The following is a 20,733-nucleotide window of genomic DNA, read 5'->3' as shown; positions in this document are numbered from 1 at the left end:
CCGGGCGTTGACTTCCGTTACCAGCGGTAAGGATGATCCCGCCCATGGCGACGAACCCGATACCCCGGTTCCCGGCCGGCTTCCTGTGGGGCGTGTCGACCTCGGCCCACCAGATCGAGGGGGCGGCCGACCGGCGCGAGCCGTCCGTGTGGGACACGTTCTCGGCCGAGCCGGGGCGGGTCAAGGACGGCTCGACGGCCGCGGTGGCCTGCGACCACTACCACCGCCACCCCGAGGACGTGGCGCTGCTGGCCGGCCTCGGCGTGGACGCGTACCGCTTCTCCGTCTCCTGGCCCCGGGTGAACGCCCGCGGCGGCCTGGACTTCTACGACCGCCTGGTCGACGAGCTGTGCGCGGCCGGCGTCCGCCCGGTCCCGACCCTCTTCCACTGGGACCTGCCGGCCCGGCTGGACTGGCTGGACCGGGACACGGCCGCGCGGTTCGCCGACCATGTGTCGGTGGTCGCCGAGCGCCTGGGCGACCGCGTGACGAAGTGGATCACGCTCAACGAGCCCGCCGAGCACACCCTGCTCGGCCATGCCCTCGGCGTGCACGCACCGGGGAGGCGGCTGCTGTTCGACGCGCTCCCGGCCGCCCACCACCAACTGCTCGCCCACGGCCTGGCGGTCCGGGCGCTGCGCGCGGCCAGGGCCGCGGACATCGGCATCGCCAACTCGCACAGTCCCGTCTGGCCGGCGTCCGGGGAGCAGGCGGACATCGAGGCGGCCGGCTTCTACGACCTGCTGCTGCACCGGCTGTTCGCCGACCCGCTGCTGCTCGGCCGGTACCCCGAGGGGCTGGGCGAGCTGATGCCGGGCGCCCCCGAGGACGTCGACTCGGATCTGAAGGTGATCGCGGAGCCCCTGGACTGGTACGGAGTCAACTACTACGCCCCGACCCGGGTGGGCGCTCCGCGCGGCGAGGAGATCGAGTTCGGCGGTCTCACCCTGCCCGCCGAACTGCCCTTCTCGGTACGGGAGATCGAGGACCGCCCGGTCACGGACTTCGGCTGGCCCGTGATCCCGGAGGGGCTGACCGAGCTGCTGACCGGCTTCCGCGACCGCTACGGCGACCGGCTCCCGCCCGTCGTCATCACCGAGAACGGGTGCTCCTACGAGGGCCTCGACGACCAGGACCGCATCGCCTACCTGGACGGCCACATCCGCGCCCTGCACCGGGCCCTGGAGGCGGGCGTGGACGTGCGCGGCTACTTCGTGTGGTCGCTGCTGGACAACTGGGAGTGGGCGGAAGGCCTCGCCCGCCGGTTCGGCCTGGTGCACGTCGACTACGAGACCCTGGAGCGCACCCCGAAGGCGTCCTACCGCTGGTTCCGGGACCTGCTGCGGGCCCAGCGGGGGGCCGGGACGGCGGCCGGCGCGTCCCCCGTGCCGGACTGATCCCGCTCAGGGGTCACCGGGGTCACGGAGGCCACCGAAAAGCCCTACGGCGTTGTCACTCCCCCGTCGTACCCTGGAAGCGCGAGGCCGCCCATACTTGTGCGGCCGTGACGAGGAGGAACCGCAGGCCTTCAGCGCCGGCCCATGACTCAGACACCCGCAGCCAAGACCCCCGCGCAGGGGCAGGCCAGAGCACAGTTCACCGTCCCCGCCCAGCACCCCATGGTGACCGTGCTGGGGTCCGGCGACTCTCTCCTGCGCGTGATCGAGAAGGCCTTCCCGGGGGCCGACATACATGTCCGGGGCAATGAGATCAGCGCGGTCGGCGACCCGGCGGACGTCGCCCTGGTCCAGCGCGTGTTCGACGAGATGATGCTGGTGCTCCGCACCGGGCAGCCGATGACGGAGGACGCAGTGGAACGCTCCATCGCCATGCTCAAGGCGAGCGAGAACGGCGAGAGCGACGGCCACGAGACCCCCGCCGAGGTCCTGACGCAGAACATCCTGTCCTCGCGTGGCCGCACGATCCGCCCCAAGACGCTCAACCAGAAGCGGTACGTCGACGCGATCGACAAGCACACGGTCGTCTTCGGCATCGGCCCCGCCGGCACCGGAAAGACCTACCTGGCCATGGCCAAGGCGGTGCAGGCCCTGCAGTCCAAGCAGGTCAACCGCATCATCCTGACCCGCCCGGCGGTCGAGGCCGGCGAGCGTCTGGGCTTCCTGCCCGGCACGCTCTACGAGAAGATCGACCCGTACCTGCGCCCGCTGTACGACGCGCTGCACGACATGCTCGACCCCGACTCCATCCCGCGTCTGATGGCGGCGGGGACGATCGAGGTCGCGCCGCTCGCCTACATGCGCGGCCGCACCCTCAACGACGCCTTCATCATCCTGGACGAGGCCCAGAACACCAGCCCCGAGCAGATGAAGATGTTCCTCACCCGGCTCGGCTTCGACTCGAAGATCGTCATCACGGGCGACGTCACCCAGGTGGACCTGCCCAACGGCACGAAGTCCGGGCTGCGGCAGGTGCAGGAGATCCTGGAGGGCGTCGAGGACGTCCACTTCTCCCGGCTGTCGTCGCACGACGTCGTACGGCACAAGCTCGTGGGCCGTATCGTCGACGCGTACGAGAAGTACGACAGCAAGAACGGCACCGAGAACGGCACGCCGAGGACCGGCGGCCATGGCAGGGCCGGGCACGCGCACGGACACGGGCACAAGGGGAAGTAGACCAGCACCACCATGTCGATCGACGTCAACAACGAGTCGGGAACCGAGGTCGACGAGCGGGCGATCCTCGACATCGCCCGCTACGCACTCACCCGCATGCGCATCCACCCGCTCTCCGAGCTCTCGGTGATCGTCGTGGACGCCGACGCCATGGAGCAGCTGCACGTCCAGTGGATGGACCTGCCGGGGCCCACGGATGTCATGTCCTTCCCGATGGACGAGCTGCGCCCGCCGTCGAAGGACGACGACGAGCCACCGCAGGGCCTCCTCGGCGACATCGTGCTCTGTCCCGAGGTCGCCGCGAAGCAGGGTGCCGAGGCTCCGACGCAGCACTCCATGGACGAGGAGCTCCAGCTGCTCACCGTCCACGGCGTGCTGCACCTGCTCGGCTACGACCACGAGGAGCCGGACGAGAAGGCCGAGATGTTCGGTCTGCAGGCAGCGATCGTGGACGGCTGGCGCGCGGAGCGGGGCCTGCGCGGCCCGTCCCCGGCGCCCACCGTCTCGTAAGCCCGCCCATGAGCCCTCAGATCGTCGTCGGCGCGATCGCGCTCGTCGTCGTCGCCTGGCTCGCCGCCTGCGCGGAGGCGGGCCTCGCACGGGTGTCCAGCTTCCGTGCCGAGGAGGCCGTGAAGTCGGGCCGCCGCGGCAGCGCCAAGCTGGCCCAGGTCGCCGCCGACCCGACCCGCTACCTCAACCTGGCCCTGCTGGTCCGCGTGACCTGCGAGATGGCGGCGGCGGCCCTGGTCACCTACGCGTGTCTGGAGGCGTTCTCCGGCACGGCCCAGGCACTGGTGGTCGCCATCGCGGTCATGGTGCTCGTCTCGTACGTGGCCGTCGGGGTCTCCCCGCGCACCATCGGCCGCCAGCACCCACTGAACACGGCGACCGTCGCGGCGTACGTGCTGGTGCCGCTCGCGCGGGTGCTGGGCCCGATCCCGTCGCTGCTGATCCTCATCGGCAACGCGCTGACCCCCGGCAAGGGGTTCCGGCGCGGCCCGTTCGCCTCCGAGGCGGAGCTGCGCGCCCTGGTCGACCTGGCCGAGCAGGAGTCGCTCATCGAGGACGAGGAGCGGCGCATGGTGCACTCGGTCTTCCAGTTGGGCGACACCCTCGTACGCGAGGTCATGGTGCCGCGCACCGACCTGGTGGTGATCGAGCGGTACAAGACCATCCGCCAGGCCCTCACGCTGGCGCTGCGCTCCGGCTTCTCGCGGATCCCGGTCACCGGCGAGAACGAGGACGACATCGTCGGGATCGTCTATCTGAAGGACCTGGCCCGCAAGACGCACATCAACCGGGACGCCGAGAGCGAACTGGTGTCGACGGCGATGCGTCCGGCCGTCTTCGTGCCGGACACGAAGAACGCCGACGACCTGCTGCGCGAGATGCAGAAGGAACGCAACCACGTCGCCGTCGTCATCGACGAGTACGGCGGCACGGCCGGCATCGTCACCATCGAGGACATCCTCGAGGAGATCGTCGGCGAGATCACCGACGAGTACGACCGCGAGCTGCCGCCGGTGGAGCCGCTCGGCGACGACCGCTACCGCGTCACCGCGCGCCTGGACATCACGGACCTGGGCGAGCTGTACGGCCTGGAGGAGTACGACGACGAGGACGTGGAGACGGTCGGCGGGCTGCTCGCCAAGGCCCTGGGCCGGGTTCCCATCGCGGGCGCGTCGTCGGTCGTGGAGCTGCCCGACGGCCGGGAGCTGCGGCTGACCGCGGAGGCCTCGGCCGGCCGCCGGAACAAGATCGTGACCGTGCTCGCGGAGCCGGTGGGCCCGGTGGCGCCCACCGGGGACGGGGAGGGGAAGCCGGAATGAGCCCGGAGGAGCTGCGTTCCTTCTGCCTGTCGTTCAACGCGGTGGTGGAGGACTTCCCCTTCAACCCGGAGACCTCGGTCTTCAAGGTCCAGGGCAAGCTGTTCGCGCTGTCGGCCCTGGACTCGCTGCCGCTGAAGGTCAACCTCAAGTGCGACCCGGAGGACGCGATCCGGCTGCGCGCCGAGTACGAGGGCCTGATCGTCCCCGGCTGGCACATGCACAAGCGCCACTGGAACACCGTCACGGTCGGCGCCGGGCTCCCGGACCGCCTGGTCCGCGAGCTCGTCGAGGACTCCTACGACCTGGTCGTGGCGGGGCTGCCGCGTGCGGACCGGCTCCGACTCGACCGGGCCTGAGCACCCGGACTCCGCGGCCGCCGGGGTGATCTCGGCGGCCGCCGGGGCGGCTCTTATGCTCGGGGCATGACCGAGACCAACGCGCTTGATCCCGAGGACCTCAAGATCGTCACCCTGGCCCGTTCGGCCCGGGCCCGCAACGGTGTGCCGGAGGGCGCGGCCGTACGGGACGAGACGGGGCGTACGTATGTCGCCGGATCGGTGCACCTCACCTCCCTGAAGCTGAGCGCCCTCCGGACGGCGGTGGCGATGGCCGTGGCGTCCGGGGCGACGTCCCTGGAGGCGGCGGCGGTGGTCAGCGAGGCGGACGAGATCGCCCCGGAGGACCGGGCCGCCGTACGGGACCTGGGCGGCGCCGGCACCCCGGTCCTGCTGGCCGGTCCGGACGGCACCGTGCGGCTCACCCTGCCGGCGGGCGAGGACGGCTGAGGCCCGCTGCGCCGGCAGGCGCCGCGTACGCCTCTCCGCCCGCCGGAGCCGCGCTCGCCCGTCCGTGTGCAGCCGGGGTTCGTGGATCAGGGACAATGGGCGCCATGAGCGTTCGCACCCAGTCATCCGAGCAGTCCGTCGAGGCTGCCCACCGGGCGGGCTTCGCCTGCTTCGTGGGCCGCCCCAACGCGGGCAAGTCCACCCTCACGAACGCTCTGGTCGGGCAGAAGGTGGCGATCACCTCGAACCGGCCGCAGACGACGCGGCACACCGTGCGGGGCATCGTCCACCGCCCGGACGCGCAGCTGATCCTGGTGGACACTCCGGGGCTGCACAAGCCGCGCACGCTGCTGGGGGAACGGCTGAACGACGTCGTACGGACCACCTGGGCCGAGGTCGACGTGATCGGCTTCTGCCTGCCGGCCGACGAGAGGATCGGTCCCGGTGACCGGTTCATCGCGAAGGAACTGGCCGGGATCAGGAAGACGCCCAAGGTCGCCATCGTCACGAAGACGGACCTGGTGGACTCCAAGACGCTCGCCGAGCAGCTGATCGCGATCGACCGGCTGGGCGAGGAGCTGGGAATCACCTGGGCCGAGATCGTGCCGGTGTCGGCGACGGCGAACAAGCAGGTGGACCTGCTGGCCGATCTGCTGGTCCCGCTGCTGCCCGAGGGTCCCGCGCTCTACCCCGAGGGCGACCTCACGGACGAGCCCGAGCAGGTCATGGTCGCCGAGCTGATCCGGGAGGCGGCGCTGGAGGGTGTGCGGGACGAACTGCCCCACTCCATCGCGGTGGTGGTGGAGGAGATGCTGCCCCGCGAGGACCGGCCGGCGGACAAGCCGCTGCTCGACATCCACGCCAACGTGTTCATCGAGCGGCCGAGCCAGAAGGGCATCATCATCGGGCCCAAGGGCAAGCGGCTGAAGGAGGTCGGGATCAAGTCCCGCAAGCACATCGAGGCGCTGCTGGGGACGCCGGTGTTCCTCGACCTTCATGTGAAGGTCGCCAAGGACTGGCAGCGCGACCCCAAGCAGCTCCGCCGCCTCGGCTTCTGAGAGCCCGGTGACCTGGGGCTCCCTCCCTGGGGCTCCGCCCCGGACCCCGGCAAGGAGCTCCGCCCCCTGCACCCCGCTTTCCCACCTCCCACCGACTCGTCGGGTGTCAGCGCAGGGCCTTTACGGCCTCCTTCGCTTCCTTTGCGTTCAGGTTGACGAAGACCGGGGCGGCGTTCAGCGGGGTCGTGTAGGCCGGGATGGTCCGGGGGCCGTGCAGGGTGCGGGCGTGGGTGACGTCGTACCAGGTGCCCGGGGGAAGGTGGACGGGACGGGCGGGCGCGTCGGTCAGTTGGGGGGCCGCCAGGATCGCGGGACCCAGCATCCACTCGTCGGTGATCGTGTACGCCTGCTCGTCGTGCGGGAAGTCGAAGAAGAGCGGGCGCATGATCGGGTCGCCGGTGCGCAGCGTGTGCCGGACCTGGTCGCGGATGTAGGGGGCGAGGCGGCCGTGGCGGGCGATGGCCTCGCGGTAGAGGACTGCGGTCCGCGCGTCGTACACCACCTTCCTGCCGGTCGTGACGTCGACGGTGTCGACGGGGGACGTGGAGGAGTACATGAGCGGCATCAACGACGCGGCCTGGGCCCAGCGGACCAGGACCTGCTGGGTGGGGGCGGGCTGACCGCTGGAGCCGCCGATCATGTCGGTGGTGACGAACGGGTAGCCGATGGTGGAGATGGCGAGGTTCTGCGTGACGGCGGCCCGCAGGGAGTTCCAGCCGGTGCCCTTGTCCAGCTGACGGGTGACGAACCCGGCCCGGTGGGCGGTGGTGTTCCAGTGGACGCGGATGCCGACGCCCTGGAGGTCGAACTCGTCGGCGAGTTGAGCGCCCAGGCGCTGGTAGTCGGTGGGTTCGTAGCCCGCGCGGGGAACGCACCTCTCGTCGAAGAAGCGGGTGTCGAACTTCAGCCCGTCGACGCCGTAGGTGCTCATCAGGCCGCGTAGCCGGCCCGCGTACCAGGCCCTGGCCTTCGGGTTGGCGAGGTCGACGATGCCGGCGGTGCCGTTCCACCAGGTGACCCGGCACGGCTCGGCGGGATCAGTGTTGGCGCCGAGGAGATAGCCGTGGTCGGCGGCGTACCGGTACTGGTCGGAGTCCAGGTTGATCCACAGCGTCACCCAGAGGCCGAAGTCGAAGCCGAGGTCGTGGATCCGGCGGGACATCGCCCCGGGGTCCGGGTAGGCCTTCGCGTCGAAGGTCATGTTCCCGTAGTCGGACTCCCACTTGTCGTCGAGCTGGAGCGTGTGCCCGGTGATCCCGTGGTCGTGCAGGTCCTGGGCGTACCCGACGAGCTTGGCCTGGTCGACGTGGGTGTAGAACTGCGCCCAGGAGTTCCACACCGGCTCGGCGTACTGCCGGTGGGTGGCGTCGCTCTTGTCCGGCTTGCCCACGACGCCGACGTAGTCGCGGTAGACCTCCAGCGGCGTGGACTCGACGAAGACCGTGGCCCGGTAGGGGTCGGCGGACTCGATGTCGAAGCGGCCGAGCCCGTCCTCGTCCTGGTTGACCGCCACGTTCATGACGTGCCCGGTGTCCACGTGCAGTCCGGCCGCCGAGGACGTGTACCAGAACGGGTCGACCATGTAGTAGGAGGCGGGCCCGAAGGCCGGGTCGGCGACCTGCCCGCTGTCGAGCGGCCAGGGCTGGTCGGTGGCGGGGCCGCCGTGCGGGGTCCGGGTCTCGCCGTGGCCGTACCAGTGGCCGGCGGACGGCAGGTCGTAGGCGAGGCCGAGGCGTTTCGGGGCGGTTCCCACGACCTGCCAGTCGAGCCGGTAGCGGTCGGCGGACGGAGTGACCAGGGCCCGTACGGTGGCACCGGGCGTCGTCGTGGCGGCGGTGAGGGTGAGCGTGCCGTTCCGCCAGGTCCAGTCGGTGACTCGGGTGGCGTGCTGCCATCTGCCGGCGGTCTGGAAGCGCAGCGCGCCGGTGTCGCCGCCCGCGGTGGCCAGAACCGTGCCGCCCGAACGGCTCGTCGTCAAAGAGAGTTGATTCTTCGTCACCCGTAATGCGTAACCGGGGGTGTTGCGGCCCGCCGGTACGGTCAGGGTGAGTTGACCCGCGGAGTCGGTGAACCGGGGCGCTTGGCCGTCGGGGACGGCCCCGGTCCGCGGCCGCGCCTGGGCCGGTTCCGGCGTGGTCAACGCGACGGGCAGCGCGAGGACGAGGGCGGAAACGGCGAGGAGCACTCCGGGTCTGCGTGATGGTCTGCGCACGACGCGTGTCCTTCGACGGAGGGAGTCAGGAGGCCGGAGGCTGCTTGCCTCATCGTGCTCGGTCGCGCCGATGATCGGACGGCGGACGCCACCTGTCAACGACGTTCCCGGCCTTGGAGTCGTGTCGGAAACCGCCGAATCCGCCGAATCCGCGGAACCCGCCGTCGCGGGCGGCCCGGCGCGCGGTCGCGGCGCCGCGCGGCACCGGTCACGCCGGCCGGCGGAACCCGATGGTCGGTACGGCCCGGCGCCGCGGCCACGGCTCGACGCTCGCCTCCGGAACCAGGTCCTCCAGGAACGCGTACCGCCGCAGGGCCGCCGGGTCCTGGCCCTCGACCGACTGCACCCGGCGCCACCAGGCGGCGATCTCGGACCAGCCGGGGGCCGACAGGGAGCCGCCGAACTCCTGCACGGACAGGGCGGCGGTGAGGCCGGCGAAGGCGAGGCGGTCGGCCAGCGGCCAGCCGGCCAGGGTGCCGGTGACGAAGCCGGCCACGAAGACGTCGCCCGCGCCGGTCGGGTCCAGCGCCTCCACCGCGATGGCGGGCACCTCGGCGCTCTCCCCCGTGCGCCGGTCGACCGCGTAGGCGCCCTCGGAGCCGAGGGTGACCACCGCGAGCGGGACGAACGCGGTGAGCGCGTGCGCGGCGGCGCGCGGGCAGTCGGTGCCCGTGTAGCGCATCGCCTCCTCGGCGTTGGGCAGGAACGCCTCGCAGTGCTCCAGGTCGGACAGGCCCGCCAGGTCCCAGGCGCCGGTGTCGTCCCAGCCGACGTCCCCGAAGATGCGCGTGCCCTCGGCCGCGGCCTGGGCGATCCACGGGGAGCGCCGGCCCGGCGTCAGGGAGGCCACGGCGGCACGCGCGCGGGGTCGGCACTCCGGGACGCCCTCCTGGAGGAACACGGCCTCCGGGGGCGGCTCGTGGCCGTGCGAGACCATGGTGCGCTCGCCCTCGTACGCCATCGAGACGGTGACCGGCGAGTGCCAGCCGGGCACGGTGCCGGACGGGGACAGGTCGATGCCCTCGCCCTGTTCCAGCGCGTCCCAGCAGTAGTCGCCGTAGTGGTCGTCGCCGAAGGCCGCCGCCAGGGACGTCCGCAGTCCCAGCCGGGCCAGCGCGGTCGCCATGTTGGCCACCCCGCCGGGGCTCGACCCCATCCCGCGCGCCCAGGACTCGGTCCCGCGCACCGGGGCGGAGCCGAGTCCGGTGAAGATGATGTCGAGGAAGACGGTGCCCGTGAGGTACACGTCCCAGGGCGGATCGTCCGCCGAGCGCAGCCCGGCCAGCGGGTCGACCTGGGCATCGGCGTGGGCGTGCGGTGCCCCGACGATGTACTCCCGGTCCTCCCGGTCCGCGAGGTCTTCCCGGTCCTCCGGGTACTCCGGTCCCGCTCCGGCGGACGTGTTGGACGCGGTCACGGTGCGCTCCCTGACGTGGTGCTGGTCCGGCCAGTGTGCACCAGAGCGCCGACGGCGCGTCGGCGCTCACGCCCGGGAGCGCGGGCCGCGTCTACCAGCGGGGGGTCGGCGGGGCGGTCCAGCCCGGCTCGGCGACGCGCATCGCCGCCGCGTCGTCCCGGTCCCGCAGGCGGCCGTCGTCCTCGGCCCAGCGGCGGTGCAGGAAGGCCAGCCTGTCCCGGTCGAGTTCGACGCCGAGACCGGGGCCGTCGGGGACGGCGACCCGGCCGCCGTCGAAGGTGAGCCGCTCGGTCAGGACGTCCTCCGACTGCCAGGGGTAGTGGGTGTCGCAGGCGTGGTGGAGGCCGGGCACGGTGGACGCCACATGGGTCATCGCGGCCAGGCTGATCCCCAGATGGGTGTTGGAGTGCATCGACACGCCCACACCGAAGGCGGCGCACAGGGCCGCCAGGTGCTGGGTGTTGCGCAGGCCGCCCCAGTAGTGGTGGTCGGAGAGCAGCACCTGGACCGCGTTCGAGGTGAACGCCTCCTTGATCTCGGCGAAGGTCGTCACGCACATGTTGGTGGCCAGCGGCACGCCGGTCCGGGCGGCCACCTCGGCCATGGCGGGCGTGCCGAGGGCGGGGTCCTCCAGGTACTCCAGGACGTCTCCGAGCTGCCGGGCCACCTCCACGGAGGTCTCCACCGACCAGGCCCCGTTGGGGTCCAGCCGCAGCGGGTGTCCCGGAAAGGCCTCGGCCAGGGCCCGTACGGCGGCGATCTCCTCCTGGGGCGGGAAGACGCCGCCCTTGAGCTTGAAGGAGGTGAAGCCGTGGCGCTCGGTGAACCGGCGCGCCTGCTCCACCACTCCCGCCGGGTCGAGGGCGGCGCCCCAGTCGTCCTTCTCGCAGTCGACGCCCTCCGGATGCCCGGCCCACTTGTAGAAGAGGTAGGCGCTGTACTCGACGGAGTCGCGCACCTTGCCGCCGAGCAGCGCGTGCACGGGCAGGCCGAGCGCCTTGCCGAGGGCGTCCAGGCAGGCGACCTCGAAGCCGGACAGGACGGACAGGCGCAGTTTGTCGGCGGTCTGGACGCCGCGCAGCCCGCCGACGTCGACGGCGTTCTCCACCCGGGAGGCGTCCACCGCGAGTTCGAGGCCGAACAGGCCGTTCAGGTCGGTGATCCGGCGCCCCGTCAGCCGGTCGGCGAGGGGGCGGGCCAGCTCCAGGTACTTGGTGTCGCCGTAGGTCTCGCCGTATCCGGTGATCCCGTCGGCCGTCACCACCTCCACGATCAGGCGGGGGGTGTACGGCTGGTGGACGCCCTGGGTGTTCAGCAGCGGCGGGTCGGCGATCAGGATCGGGGTCAGCCGTACCTCGGTGACGGTGAGGTCGCGGGTCACAGGGCGGCTCCCACCATGTCGAGTCCCGCGGCCAGCAGTTCCCTCAGGTCGGCCAGGTCGGCGGGCGAGGGGTCGGTGAGCGGGGCCCGTACGGGTCCGACCTGGCGCCCGCGCAGCCGGGCGGCCGCCTTCACCAGGGACACGGAGTATCCGGGCACCCGGTCGCGCAGTTCGACGAAGGGGACGTAGAAGTCGCGCAGCAGCTTGTCGGCGGAGCCGCCGTCGCCGGACCGCAGCGCGGCGAAGAAGGCGTTCGCGATCTCCGGGGCGAAGGCGTGCACGGCGGAGGAGTAGGCGGGGACGCCGACGGCGGCGTAGGCGCGGGCCTGCATCTCGGCGGTGGGGGCTCCGTTGAAGAACAGGAACCCTTCGGGGGCGGCGAGGGTGAGCCGCTGGAGGCCGTCGAGGTCGCTGCGGCCGTCCTTGAGGCCGATGACCGAGGGGATCCGCGCGATGCGCCGGAACGCCTCCAGGCCGTAGACCGCCTGGCCGCGCTGGTAGGCGATGAGCGGGAGCCGGGTGCGGGCCGCGAGCTGTTCGAGCTGGGCGGCCAGTCCGTCCTGCGGGGCGGCGACGAGGTAGTGCGGCAGGACGAGGAGCGCGTCGGCGCCGGCCTCCTCGGCGACGCGCGCGAACCGTGCGGCCTGCGCCCAGCCGTATCCGGCGCCCGCCACCACGGGCACCCGGCCCGCCGCCTCCTCGACGGCGATCGAGACGACCTGGCGGTACTCGTCCTCGTCCAGGGAGAAGAACTCGCCGGTGCCGCAGGCCGGGAAGACGGCGCCGGGCGCGGTGGCGAGCTGGGCGGCCAGGTACGCGCGGCAGCCGTCGGGGTCGAGCGAGCCGTCGTCGTGGAACGCCGTCAGCGGGAAGGACAGCACACCGCCCGCCATCCCGTCCCGCAGTCTGCGCACCACACCGGACGGAATCGCGGTGTTCGTCTCCGGACTCACCCTGGCCATCTCCCCACACGGACGTCATCCACGTATGAGAACGGAGTTTAGAAACGCGAACATGCTCCGTCAACGGGCCTGCGGGGCTTGCGTCGTCGGCCGCCCGAAACCCGTAGACGTCCGAAAACCCGCATGCGCCGGGCGCACAGGGCGCCCGGCGCATGCGGGAAGCGGGTTCGGCGGGGCTTACGGGAACTCGTACGCCTCGACCTCGGCGAGGTACCGCCGGCGCAGTTCCTCGTCGTGCTCCAGGAAGGAGGCGAGGAAGGAGTTGCGGGCCAGTTCGCGCAGCCGGTCCTTGCCCAGGCCCAGGGTGTCGCGCACGGCGTGGAAGTTGTCGCCCACGTAGCCGCCGAAGTAGGCCGGGTCGTCGGAGTTGAGCGTGCACAGGAGGCCGGCGTCCAGCATGGCGGGCAGCGGGTGGTCGGCCAGCGTGTCGACCGCGCGGAGGCGGACGTTCGACAGGGGGCACAGGGTCAGCGGGATCCGGTCGCGCACCAGGCGGGCGACCAGCTCCGGGTCCTCCATGCAGCGCAGCCCGTGGTCGACGCGCTCGACGCCGAGCACGTCGAGTGCCTGCGTGATGTACTCCGGCGGGCCCTCCTCGCCGGCGTGCGCCACGCGCCGCAGCCCGAGGGCGGCGGCGGCCTCGTACACCTCGCGGAACTTCGCCGGCGGGTGGCCCGCCTCGGCCGAGTCCAGTCCGATCCCCGCGATCCGGTCGAGGTACGGCTTGGCGGCCTCCAGCGTCTCCATGGCCGACTCGGCGGACTCGTCGCGCAGGAAGCACATGATCAGCCGGGTCGAGACGCCGTGCTTCTCCTGGCTGCGGCCCAGCGCCCGCCAGAGCCCGTCGACGACCGTGCCCATGCCGACGCCCCGGGCGAGGTGGGCCTGCGGGTCGAAGAAGATCTCCGCGTGCCGCACGCCCTGCGCGGCGGCCCGCGCGAGATAGGCGTCGGCCAGGTCCTCGAAGTCCCGCTCGGTGCGCAGGACGGCCATGAGCTCGTAGTACAGGTTCAGGAAGGTCTGGAGGTCCTCGAACCGGTAGGCCTCGCGGAGCGCGTCGGTGTCCGCGTACGGCAGCTCGACGTCGTTGCGCGCGGCCAGCTCGAAAGCGAGCTCGGGCTCCAGGGTGCCTTCGATGTGCAGATGCAGTTCGGCTTTCGGCAGCGGCATCGGAACATCGTACGGCCTGGTCAGCGACGTTTCGGAACCGCCACCCTGAGCAGGTCGCGCGCCACGGTCAGCTCGCCGTCGAACCCGGCCGCCCGCGCCTGCCGCTCGAACTCTCCTGCGAGGTCGGTGTACCGCTGGCTGAAGTGGGTGAGGACCAGATGCCGCACGCCGGCGTCCCGCGCCACCCGTGCGGCCTGACTTGCCGTCAGGTGGCCGTACTCGACGGCCAGTTGCTCGTCCTCGTCGAGGAAGGTCGCTTCGATGACCAGCATGTCGCAGCCCTCGGCGAGCGCGTGCACGCCCTCGCACAGCCTGGTGTCCATGACGAACGCGAACCGCTGTCCGCGCCGCACCTCGCTGACGGCCTCCAGCGGCACCCCGTCCAGGGAGCCCTCACGCTGGACGCGGCCCACGTCCGGGCCCTTGATCCCGTGCGCGGCGAGCCGCTCGGGCAGCATGCGGCGCCCGTCCGGCTCGACGAGCCGGTAGCCGAAGGACTCCACCGGGTGGGAGAGCCGACGGGCTTCGAGGGTGTACGCCGGGGTCGTCGCGAGGACGCCGTCGGCGTCGACCGGGGCCTCGGTCAGCTCGACCGTCTCGCGGTAGGCGGTGGCGTAGCGCAGGCGCTCGAAGAAGCGCCGGCCCGAACGCGGGTAGTGGGCGGTGATCTCGCGCGGCACCCGGTCGAGGTTGATCCGCTGGATCACCCCGGCCAGGCCGAGGCTGTGGTCACCGTGGAAGTGGGTGACGCAGATCCGGTTCAGGTCGTGCGCGGCGACCCCGGCGCGCAGCATCTGGCGCTGGGTGCCCTCGCCGGGGTCGAACAGGATGCCCTCGCCGTCCCAGCGCAGCAGATAGCCGTTGTGGTTGCGGTGCCGGGTGGGCACCTGGCTGGCGGTGCCGAGGACGACCAGTTCGCGTACGGACACGACGGCCTACCCGGGGGGCCACTCGAGGCCGCGGCCGCCGAGGACGTGCGCGTGGGCGTGCCAGACGGTCTGGCCGGCGCCGGAACCGGTGTTGAACACGATGCGGTAGCTGTCCAGCTTGTCCTCGTCGGCGATCGCCTGCGTCTCGCGCAGGATGTCCGCGGCGAGTTGCGGGGCCTCGGTGGCGAGGACCGCGGCGTCCTTGTAGTGCGCCTTGGGGATCACCAGGACGTGGGTGGGCGCCTGGGGGTTGATGTCCCGGAAGGCGACGGTCGTCTCCGTCTCACGGACGATCGTGGCCGGGACCTGTCCCGCGACGATCTTGCAGAACAGGCAGTCGCCCTGGGGTTCCCCTGCCATGCGGTGCTCCTCACGCCGGGTTGATCGGGTACGGGGGCATGGTATCCAGGGCGCGCGGATCCGGCCGGGTCCGGGGGCCGCGGCCCCCGGACGGTCACGGCAGGGACGGCGGCGTCTTCGCGGGCGTCTCCTGGAGCGCCTGGAGCGCGAGGCGGATCGCCTCGTCGAGTTGGACGTCGTGGCCCGCCGCGTGGTCCTGCGGGCGTTGCGCGACCTCGACGTCCGGATCCACCCCGTGGTTCTCCACGCCCCACTCGTAACCCTCCAGCCAGAAGGCGTACTTGGGCTGGGTGATCAGCGTGCCGTCGACCAGGCGGTAGCGGCTGTCGATGCCGATCACGCCGCCCCAGGTGCGGGTGCCGACGACCGGCCCGATGCCCAGCGCCTTGATCGCCGCGTTGACGATGTCGCCGTCGGAGCCGGAGAACTCGTTGGCGACGGCGACGACCGGGCCGCGGGGCGCGTCCAGCGGGTAGCTCTCCGGCCGCATGCCGCGCGGCAGGTCCCAGCCGACGATCCGCCGGGCCAGCTTCTCCACCACGAGTTGGGAGGTGTGGCCGCCGCGGTTCTCGCGGACGTCGACGACGAGTCCTTCGCGGGCGACCTCCACGCGCAGGTCGCGGTGGATCTGCGCCCAGCCGGGGGCCTGCATGTCCGGTACGTGCAGGTAGCCGAGGCGGCCGCCGGACCGCTCGTGGACGTAGGCCCGGCGGTCGGCCACCCACGCGTGGTAGCGCAGGGGCTCCTCGTCGGCGACGGGGACCACGACCGCGTGCCGCGGGTCGCCCCCGTCGGCCGGCAGGACGGTCAGTTCGACCGGCTTGTCCGCCGTGCCGACCAGCAGCGGGCCGGGGCCGGCCACCGGGTCGACCGGGCGGCCGCCGACCGCGACGATCGCGTCCCCGGCGCGCACCGCGACGCCGGGAGCGGCGAGCGGACTGCGCGCGTCCGGGTCGGAGGTCTCCGAGGGCAGGATCCGGTCGATCCGCCAACTCCCGTCCTCGTGCCGGGAGATGTCCGCGCCGAGCAGCCCCTGCCGGGTGCCGTGCCCGAAGCCGCCGGGCGGCATCACGTAGGCGTGCGAGGTGCCCAGCTCGCCGTGCACCTCCCAGAGCAGGTCGACCAGGTCGTCGTGGGTGGCGATCCGGTCCAGGACGGGCCGGTAGCGGTCGAGGACGCCGTCCCAGTCGACGCCGCCCATGTCCGGCCGCCAGAAGTGGTCCCGCATGATGCGGCCGGTCTCCTCGTACATCTGCCGCCACTCGGCGGCCGGGTCGACGGTCTGCCGGACCCGGCCGAGGTCGACGGTGATGTTGGAGTCGCTGTCCTCGTCGCCGGAGGCGCGCCGGTCGCTGGGCACGACCTTGAGCTTGCCGTCCGTCCACAGCAGGACCCGCTTGCCGTCGCCGCTGACCGCGAAGTGGTCGGCGTCGGCGGCGAGGTGCTCGATGCGCTGCTGGAGGAGGTCGTAGCGCTCCAGCTCGGTCTTCGGATCGGGGTCGTCGGCCGTGGCGCGGGAGGCGCCGAGAACACCGCGCACCGGGTGCCTGAGCCAGAGCACGCCGTCCTTGGCGGCGCGCAGGTTGGAGTAGCGGGCGGCCTCGACCGGGAACGGCACGATGCGGTCGGCCAGGCCCTCCAGGTCGATCCGGGTCGCCGGGATGCCCTCGCTGTCCGGGGTCTCCTCCTTGTCGGGCGCCTCGAAGGGCCGGCCGTGCCGCTGCGGGCCGAACGGCGAGGGGGTCGCCGCGGCGAGCGTGATCAGGTGCGGGCGGGAGCTCTCGACGAACGCCAGGTCGAAGACGTGCTCGTCGTAGACCGGGTCGAAGGAGCGGTGGGAGAGGAAGGCGAGGTGCTTGCCGTCGAGGGTGAACGCGGGCGCGTGGTCCCGGAAGCGCAGCGGGGTCGCCTCGGTGACCGACAGGTCGGTGGTGTTGGCGAGGCGGAGCTGGCTGAGAGGGCGCGGGCCGGGGTGCGACCAGGCCAGCCAGGCGGAGTCGGGCGAGAAGGCGAGGTCGCCGACGTCCCCGTGCTCGCTGCGGTCGACCTCGCGCACCTCGCCGCTCTCGCGTTCGACGAGCAGCAGCCGGCCGTCGTGCGAGGCGACGGCGACACGGCTGCCGTCGGGGGCGGTGGCGAGTTCCAGGACGCGGCCGAGCTGCCCGGCGCCCAGCCGGCGCGGGGTCGCGCCGGGCGCCAGGCCGGTGGCGGGCGCGAACTCCAGGGCGTCGTCGCCCTCGGCGTCCGTCACCCACACCACCCACTCCTCGCCCTCGGCGCGGAAGGTGCGCGGCAGCCGGGTGCGTACGCCGGGCTCGGCGGCGAGCGCGCGGGCGGGACCGGAGCGGTGGGTGACCCAGTGGACGGCGCCGCGTACGGCGACCGCGCTGCCGCGCGCGGTGTGGTCGGAGGCCGCCGAGCCGAACCAGTGGGAGGCGTTCACCGGATACGGCTGGAGGTCGACGCGCGGCCCGCCGAGCCGGACGTCGATCCGGCGCGGCTCGGCGCCGTCCAGGTCGTCGAGGAGCCACAGTTCACCGGCGCTGGAGTAGACGACCCGAGTGCCGTCGGTGGCGGCGTGCCGGGCGTAGAAGCCGTCCAACGGGGTGTGCCGGCGCAGGTCGGAGCCGTCGGCGAGAGAGGAGTACAGCGCGCCGGTGCCCTCGTGGTCGGAGAGGAACGCGATCCTCTCCCCCACCCACAGCGGGTATTCGAGGTTGCCGTCCAGGTCCTCGTGCAGCCGGACGAACTCCCCGGTGTCCTCACGGTCGATCCACAGCTTGCCCGCGGTGCCGCCCCGGTACCGCTTCCACCAGGCCGCCTCGCGGCCCATCGGCGCGGACAGCAGGACGGTGTGCGGGCCGTGGGCGACGTCGCCGACGGGCCCGTACGGCAGGGTGGTGGCCGGTCCGCCGTCGAGCGGGACGGCGCGCGCCCAGGTGCGGCGCAGGCTGGCCTGGCCCTGGGTGCTGATCGCGAGGACCTCGCCGGCCGGGGTCCAGCCGCGCACCTGGGTCTTCGAACTCCCCCAGTACGTCAGGCGCTTGGCGGGACCGCCGGCGACGGGGGCGATGTGCGCCTCGGGAGCGCCGTCACGGGTGGAGGTCCAGGCGACGAAGGTGCCGTCGGGCGAGATACGGGGGTGGTTCGCCGGCACGTTGTCGGCACTGACCCGCCAGGCCCTGCCGCCGTCCAGCGGCGCGAGCCACACGTCGTCCTCGGCAGTGAAGGCGACCAACTCGCCACGCAGATGCGGAAACCGGAGATACGCGGAGGAGGCGGACGATACGGACGACACGGGCGACGGAGACGATGCGGGCTGAGTCACGTGATCACCCTACGCAGGGGCGACGGCGACGGACAGGGGTCGGATGGCTCCCCCCGCACGCGAACCGGCGGCGGTGCGGCCTCACTTGCCCCGGACGGGCCAGCAGGTGGGATCACCCTGGCACCAGATAGTCCGTGTGACGGTCACCGTGACCCCCGGCTCCGGCTGACCGCGGGTCGGCCGGTAGGTGACGGGCGGCCGGTACGTCGGCGCGGTCGTGGCGCCGCAGTTGCCGAGGCCGCCCACGTGGAACAAGACCCTGCCGCCCACCTTGGCGGTCAGGTCCCCGCGCACACAGGCTCCGTCGACGGCCCGGGTGACCTTCCCGGTGACGGAGATCTTCCGGCCGTCCTTCGCCTCCCCCTGGCAGTCCACGGTGACCACGGTGGTCTCGGACGCCGACGGTGACTGGTTCCCCGGGTTTCCCGCCGTGCGCGTCCGTCCGCCGTCGTCGTCCCTGCCTATGCAGCTGAGCCAACTCACCGACGTGTGACGCCGGTTCAGCTCTGCCGTCGCCGTCACGTCGGTCGTGGACGCCGCCGACGCGGCGTTGAGCCCGCCGGGTACACATGCGACGGCCCCGCCCGCGGCGACCACCGCGAGCACCGCCACGGCCCTCACCCGCCGCCCGCGCGGCAGGTGCCGAATCCGCCTCAATGCCCCCATGTACGGCAGCCTGCCACCGCCACGCCCGGCGCGGTAGAGCGCATACGGCCACACGCGCGCCGCGCGCGCCCGCGCTCATGCGGCCCTTCCGGTCAGGACCAGCGGCCGGTACGGCCCAGCAGCAGGGCGGCGGCCGCCGTGCCGGCGGTGGAGGTGCGCAGCACGGTCGGGCCGAGCACGTACGCCTTCGCCCCCGCGTCCCGGAACTGCGCCAACTCCTCCGGCGACACCCCGCCTTCGGGGCCGACGACCAGCACGATGTCGCCCAGGGCGGGGAGTTCGACGGTGGCCAGGCGTTCCTCGCCGCTCTCGTGGAGCACGGCGGCGAAGTCCGCTTCGGCCAGAAGTGCGGCAACCTGTTTGGTCGTCGCCGCGTCCGCGACCTCCGGGAAGCGCACCCGTCGGGACTGCTTGCCGGCCTCGCGGGCGGTCGCGCGCCACTTGCCGAGCGCCTTCAGACCCCGGTCGCCCTTCCACTGCGTGATGCAGCGGGAGGCGGCCCACGGCACGATCGCGTCCACGCCGACCTCGGTCATGGTCTCCACGGCGAGTTCGCCGCGGTCGCCCTTGGGCAGGGCCTGGACGACGGTGATACGGGGGGACTCCGGCGGTTCCTCGACGAGGGACGCCAAGTCCGAGACCACCAGCCGGTCCTTGCCCTCGGCGGCCTTGACCACGCCCTCGATCCAGCGCCCGCGGCCGTCGGTGAGCACCACGTCCTCGCCCGGCCGCAGCCGCTTGACCGAGACCGCGTGCCGCCCCTCGGGGCCCTCCAGCACGAACTCCGATCCGATTGTCTTCAGTTCGTCCACGACGAACACCGGCGCGGTCATCGCGCGTCACCTCCTGCCGCAAAACCGGCCGCCAACGCCGCCCGTGCGGCGTTGAGTTCGGCGAGCAGCACCTCCACCAGCTGCCCGGCGGGCAGCTCGCGTGCCATCCGGTGGCCCTGGCCCGCCCACAGCGCCATGCCCTGCGCGTCCTTCGCCTTGGCGGCCGCCTTGCGCAGCGGCGCGGTGAGGTGGTGGACCTCCGGGTAGGCGGCGGGCGCGTACGGGCCGTGCTCCCGCATGAAGCGGTTGACCAGTCCGCGGGCCGGCCGCCCGGAGAACGCCCGGGTCAGCTCCGTACGCGGGAACACCGGGTCGGTGAGCGCCTGCTTGTGCAGGTCGTGCGCGCCGGACTCGGGGGTGACGAGGAAGGCCGTGCCGAGCTGGGCTGCGCGGGCGCCCGCCGCGAGCACGGCGGCGATCTGGCTGCCGCGCATGATGCCGCCCGTGGCGATGATCGGCAGCGCGACCGCCTCGCGGATCTGCGCGACGAGCGAGAGCACGCCGTTCCCGGCGCCGTTCTGTTCCGGCAGGTCGCGGTGGGTGCCCTGGTGGCCGCCCGCCTCCACGCCCTGGGCGATCACCGCGTCCGCGCCCGAGCGGTCCACGGCGAGCGCCTCCTCGGTGGTGGTTGCGGTGGCGAGGACGAAGGTGCCGACCCGGTGCAGGGAGTCCACGACCTCGGGGGCGGGCACGCCGAAGTGGAAGGAGACGACGGGCACCGGGTCTTCCAGGAGCACGGCGAGCTTGGCGTCGTAGCCGTCGTCGCGTCCGGACTCCGGGTCGCCGAGTTCGGTCTCGTACCAGCCGGGCTCGCCGGCGAGCTGGTGGGCGTAGAGGTCGACGGCGCCGGTCTCGGCGCTCTCCGGCTGCGGCATGAACACGTTGACGCCGAAGGGGCGGCCGGTCAGTCCGCGCAGCTGCTTGATCTCCTGGTACATGCCGTCGGCGGTCTTGTAACCGGCGGCGAGGAATCCCAGTCCGCCGGCATCGGAAACCGCCGCGGCGAGCGGCGGCACCGCGGGACCGCCCGCCATCGGCGCCTGCACGATCGGGTGCGGGAAGAGATCGGTCAGTGCGGAGGACATGACGGCATGTTGTCACGTCCCCCTGACGAGTCCGAATCCGGGCGACCTCTGGCATATGCCGGAGGAATCCCTTCCGGGCCAACCA

General features: G+C 72.5%; 18 protein-coding genes. 7 read left to right on the top strand and 11 right to left on the bottom strand.

The features are described 5' to 3' along the window. Positions 1–32: 32 nt before the first annotated feature. The 7 genes from ACWEK3_RS23980 (at position 33) to era (ending at position 6,305) form a co-directional block, all read left to right on the top strand. The gene (locus ACWEK3_RS23980) at positions 33–1,397 is read left to right on the top strand and encodes a GH1 family beta-glucosidase (protein WP_450543007.1); all 1,365 of its coding nucleotides are present in this window, start codon (positions 33–35) and stop codon (positions 1,395–1,397) included. Positions 1,398–1,541: 144 nt separating this feature from the next. After that, positions 1,542–2,633 carry a PhoH family protein gene (locus ACWEK3_RS23975; RefSeq protein WP_361408660.1) on the top strand — a complete coding sequence of 364 codons (1,092 nt, stop codon included), beginning with the start codon at positions 1,542–1,544 and terminating at the stop codon, positions 2,631–2,633. A 12-nt stretch (positions 2,634–2,645) separates the two neighbouring features. Next, positions 2,646–3,143, top strand: a complete 498-nt coding sequence (ybeY, locus tag ACWEK3_RS23970) for an rRNA maturation RNase YbeY (protein ID WP_365423733.1) — start codon at positions 2,646–2,648, stop codon at positions 3,141–3,143. Positions 3,144–3,151: 8 nt separating this feature from the next. Then, positions 3,152–4,462, top strand: a complete 1,311-nt coding sequence (locus tag ACWEK3_RS23965; RefSeq protein ID WP_384430040.1) for a hemolysin family protein — start codon at positions 3,152–3,154, stop codon at positions 4,460–4,462. Beyond that, entirely contained in the window at positions 4,459–4,818 is a 360-nt protein-coding gene (locus tag ACWEK3_RS23960; protein WP_453250557.1) for an MmcQ/YjbR family DNA-binding protein, read from the top strand. The genes ACWEK3_RS23965 and ACWEK3_RS23960 overlap by 4 nt, the downstream gene beginning before the upstream one ends. Before the next feature lie 66 nt (positions 4,819–4,884). Beyond that, positions 4,885–5,247, top strand: coding sequence for a cytidine deaminase (locus tag ACWEK3_RS23955; RefSeq protein ID WP_390723974.1), 363 nt, complete (start codon positions 4,885–4,887; stop codon positions 5,245–5,247). A 104-nt stretch (positions 5,248–5,351) separates the two neighbouring features. Then, the gene (gene era / locus ACWEK3_RS23950) at positions 5,352–6,305 is read left to right on the top strand and encodes a GTPase Era (RefSeq protein WP_450543003.1); all 954 of its coding nucleotides are present in this window, start codon (positions 5,352–5,354) and stop codon (positions 6,303–6,305) included. Positions 6,306–6,411: 106 nt separating this feature from the next. On the opposite strand, the gene ACWEK3_RS23945 is transcribed toward era, so the two are convergent. The 11 genes from ACWEK3_RS23945 to ACWEK3_RS23895 all read right to left on the bottom strand — a co-directional run bounded on the left by ACWEK3_RS23945 (position 6,412) and on the right by ACWEK3_RS23895 (position 20,648). Further along, positions 6,412–8,517 (bottom strand): glycoside hydrolase family 31 protein, encoded by a 2,106-nt coding sequence (locus tag ACWEK3_RS23945; RefSeq protein ID WP_450543001.1) that lies wholly within the window; start codon positions 8,515–8,517, stop codon positions 6,412–6,414. A 208-nt stretch (positions 8,518–8,725) separates the two neighbouring features. Then, positions 8,726–9,847 carry a carbohydrate kinase family protein gene (locus tag ACWEK3_RS23940; protein ID WP_450543022.1) on the bottom strand — a complete coding sequence of 374 codons (1,122 nt, stop codon included), beginning with the start codon at positions 9,845–9,847 and terminating at the stop codon, positions 8,726–8,728. A 178-nt stretch (positions 9,848–10,025) separates the two neighbouring features. Further along, entirely contained in the window at positions 10,026–11,315 is a 1,290-nt protein-coding gene (locus tag ACWEK3_RS23935; protein ID WP_450542999.1) for a glucarate dehydratase family protein, read from the bottom strand. Then, entirely contained in the window at positions 11,312–12,277 is a 966-nt protein-coding gene (locus ACWEK3_RS23930; RefSeq protein ID WP_450542997.1) for a 5-dehydro-4-deoxyglucarate dehydratase, read from the bottom strand. The genes ACWEK3_RS23935 and ACWEK3_RS23930 overlap by 4 nt, the downstream gene beginning before the upstream one ends. A 177-nt stretch (positions 12,278–12,454) precedes the next feature. Continuing rightward, positions 12,455–13,447: an adenosine deaminase gene (locus ACWEK3_RS23925; RefSeq protein ID WP_450542995.1), complete on the bottom strand. Its 993-nt coding sequence runs from the start codon at positions 13,445–13,447 to the stop codon at positions 12,455–12,457. Between the two features lie 20 nt (positions 13,448–13,467). After that, on the bottom strand, positions 13,468–14,376 hold the full coding sequence (locus ACWEK3_RS23920) for a ribonuclease Z (protein ID WP_453250556.1): 909 nt from the start codon (positions 14,374–14,376) through the stop codon (positions 13,468–13,470). 6 nt (positions 14,377–14,382) lie between these two features. Beyond that, positions 14,383–14,736, bottom strand: coding sequence for a histidine triad nucleotide-binding protein (locus tag ACWEK3_RS23915; protein ID WP_361408630.1), 354 nt, complete (start codon positions 14,734–14,736; stop codon positions 14,383–14,385). A 94-nt stretch (positions 14,737–14,830) separates the two neighbouring features. After that, positions 14,831–18,034: a S41 family peptidase gene (locus ACWEK3_RS23910; protein ID WP_453250571.1), complete on the bottom strand. Its 3,204-nt coding sequence runs from the start codon at positions 18,032–18,034 to the stop codon at positions 14,831–14,833. A gap of 111 nt (positions 18,035–18,145) precedes the next feature. Beyond that, on the bottom strand, positions 18,146–18,676 hold the full coding sequence (locus tag ACWEK3_RS23905; protein ID WP_453250555.1) for a hypothetical protein: 531 nt from the start codon (positions 18,674–18,676) through the stop codon (positions 18,146–18,148). A 146-nt stretch (positions 18,677–18,822) separates the two neighbouring features. Beyond that, positions 18,823–19,563: a 16S rRNA (uracil(1498)-N(3))-methyltransferase gene (locus ACWEK3_RS23900; RefSeq protein WP_450542989.1), complete on the bottom strand. Its 741-nt coding sequence runs from the start codon at positions 19,561–19,563 to the stop codon at positions 18,823–18,825. Further along, positions 19,560–20,648 (bottom strand): nitronate monooxygenase, encoded by a 1,089-nt coding sequence (locus ACWEK3_RS23895; protein ID WP_453250554.1) that lies wholly within the window; start codon positions 20,646–20,648, stop codon positions 19,560–19,562. The genes ACWEK3_RS23900 and ACWEK3_RS23895 overlap by 4 nt, the downstream gene beginning before the upstream one ends. Positions 20,649–20,733 lie beyond the last annotated feature (85 nt).

The sequence above is a fragment of the Streptomyces sp. NPDC004721 genome (assembly GCF_053601495.1).
This window is presented reverse-complemented; position numbering and strand designations above follow the sequence as displayed.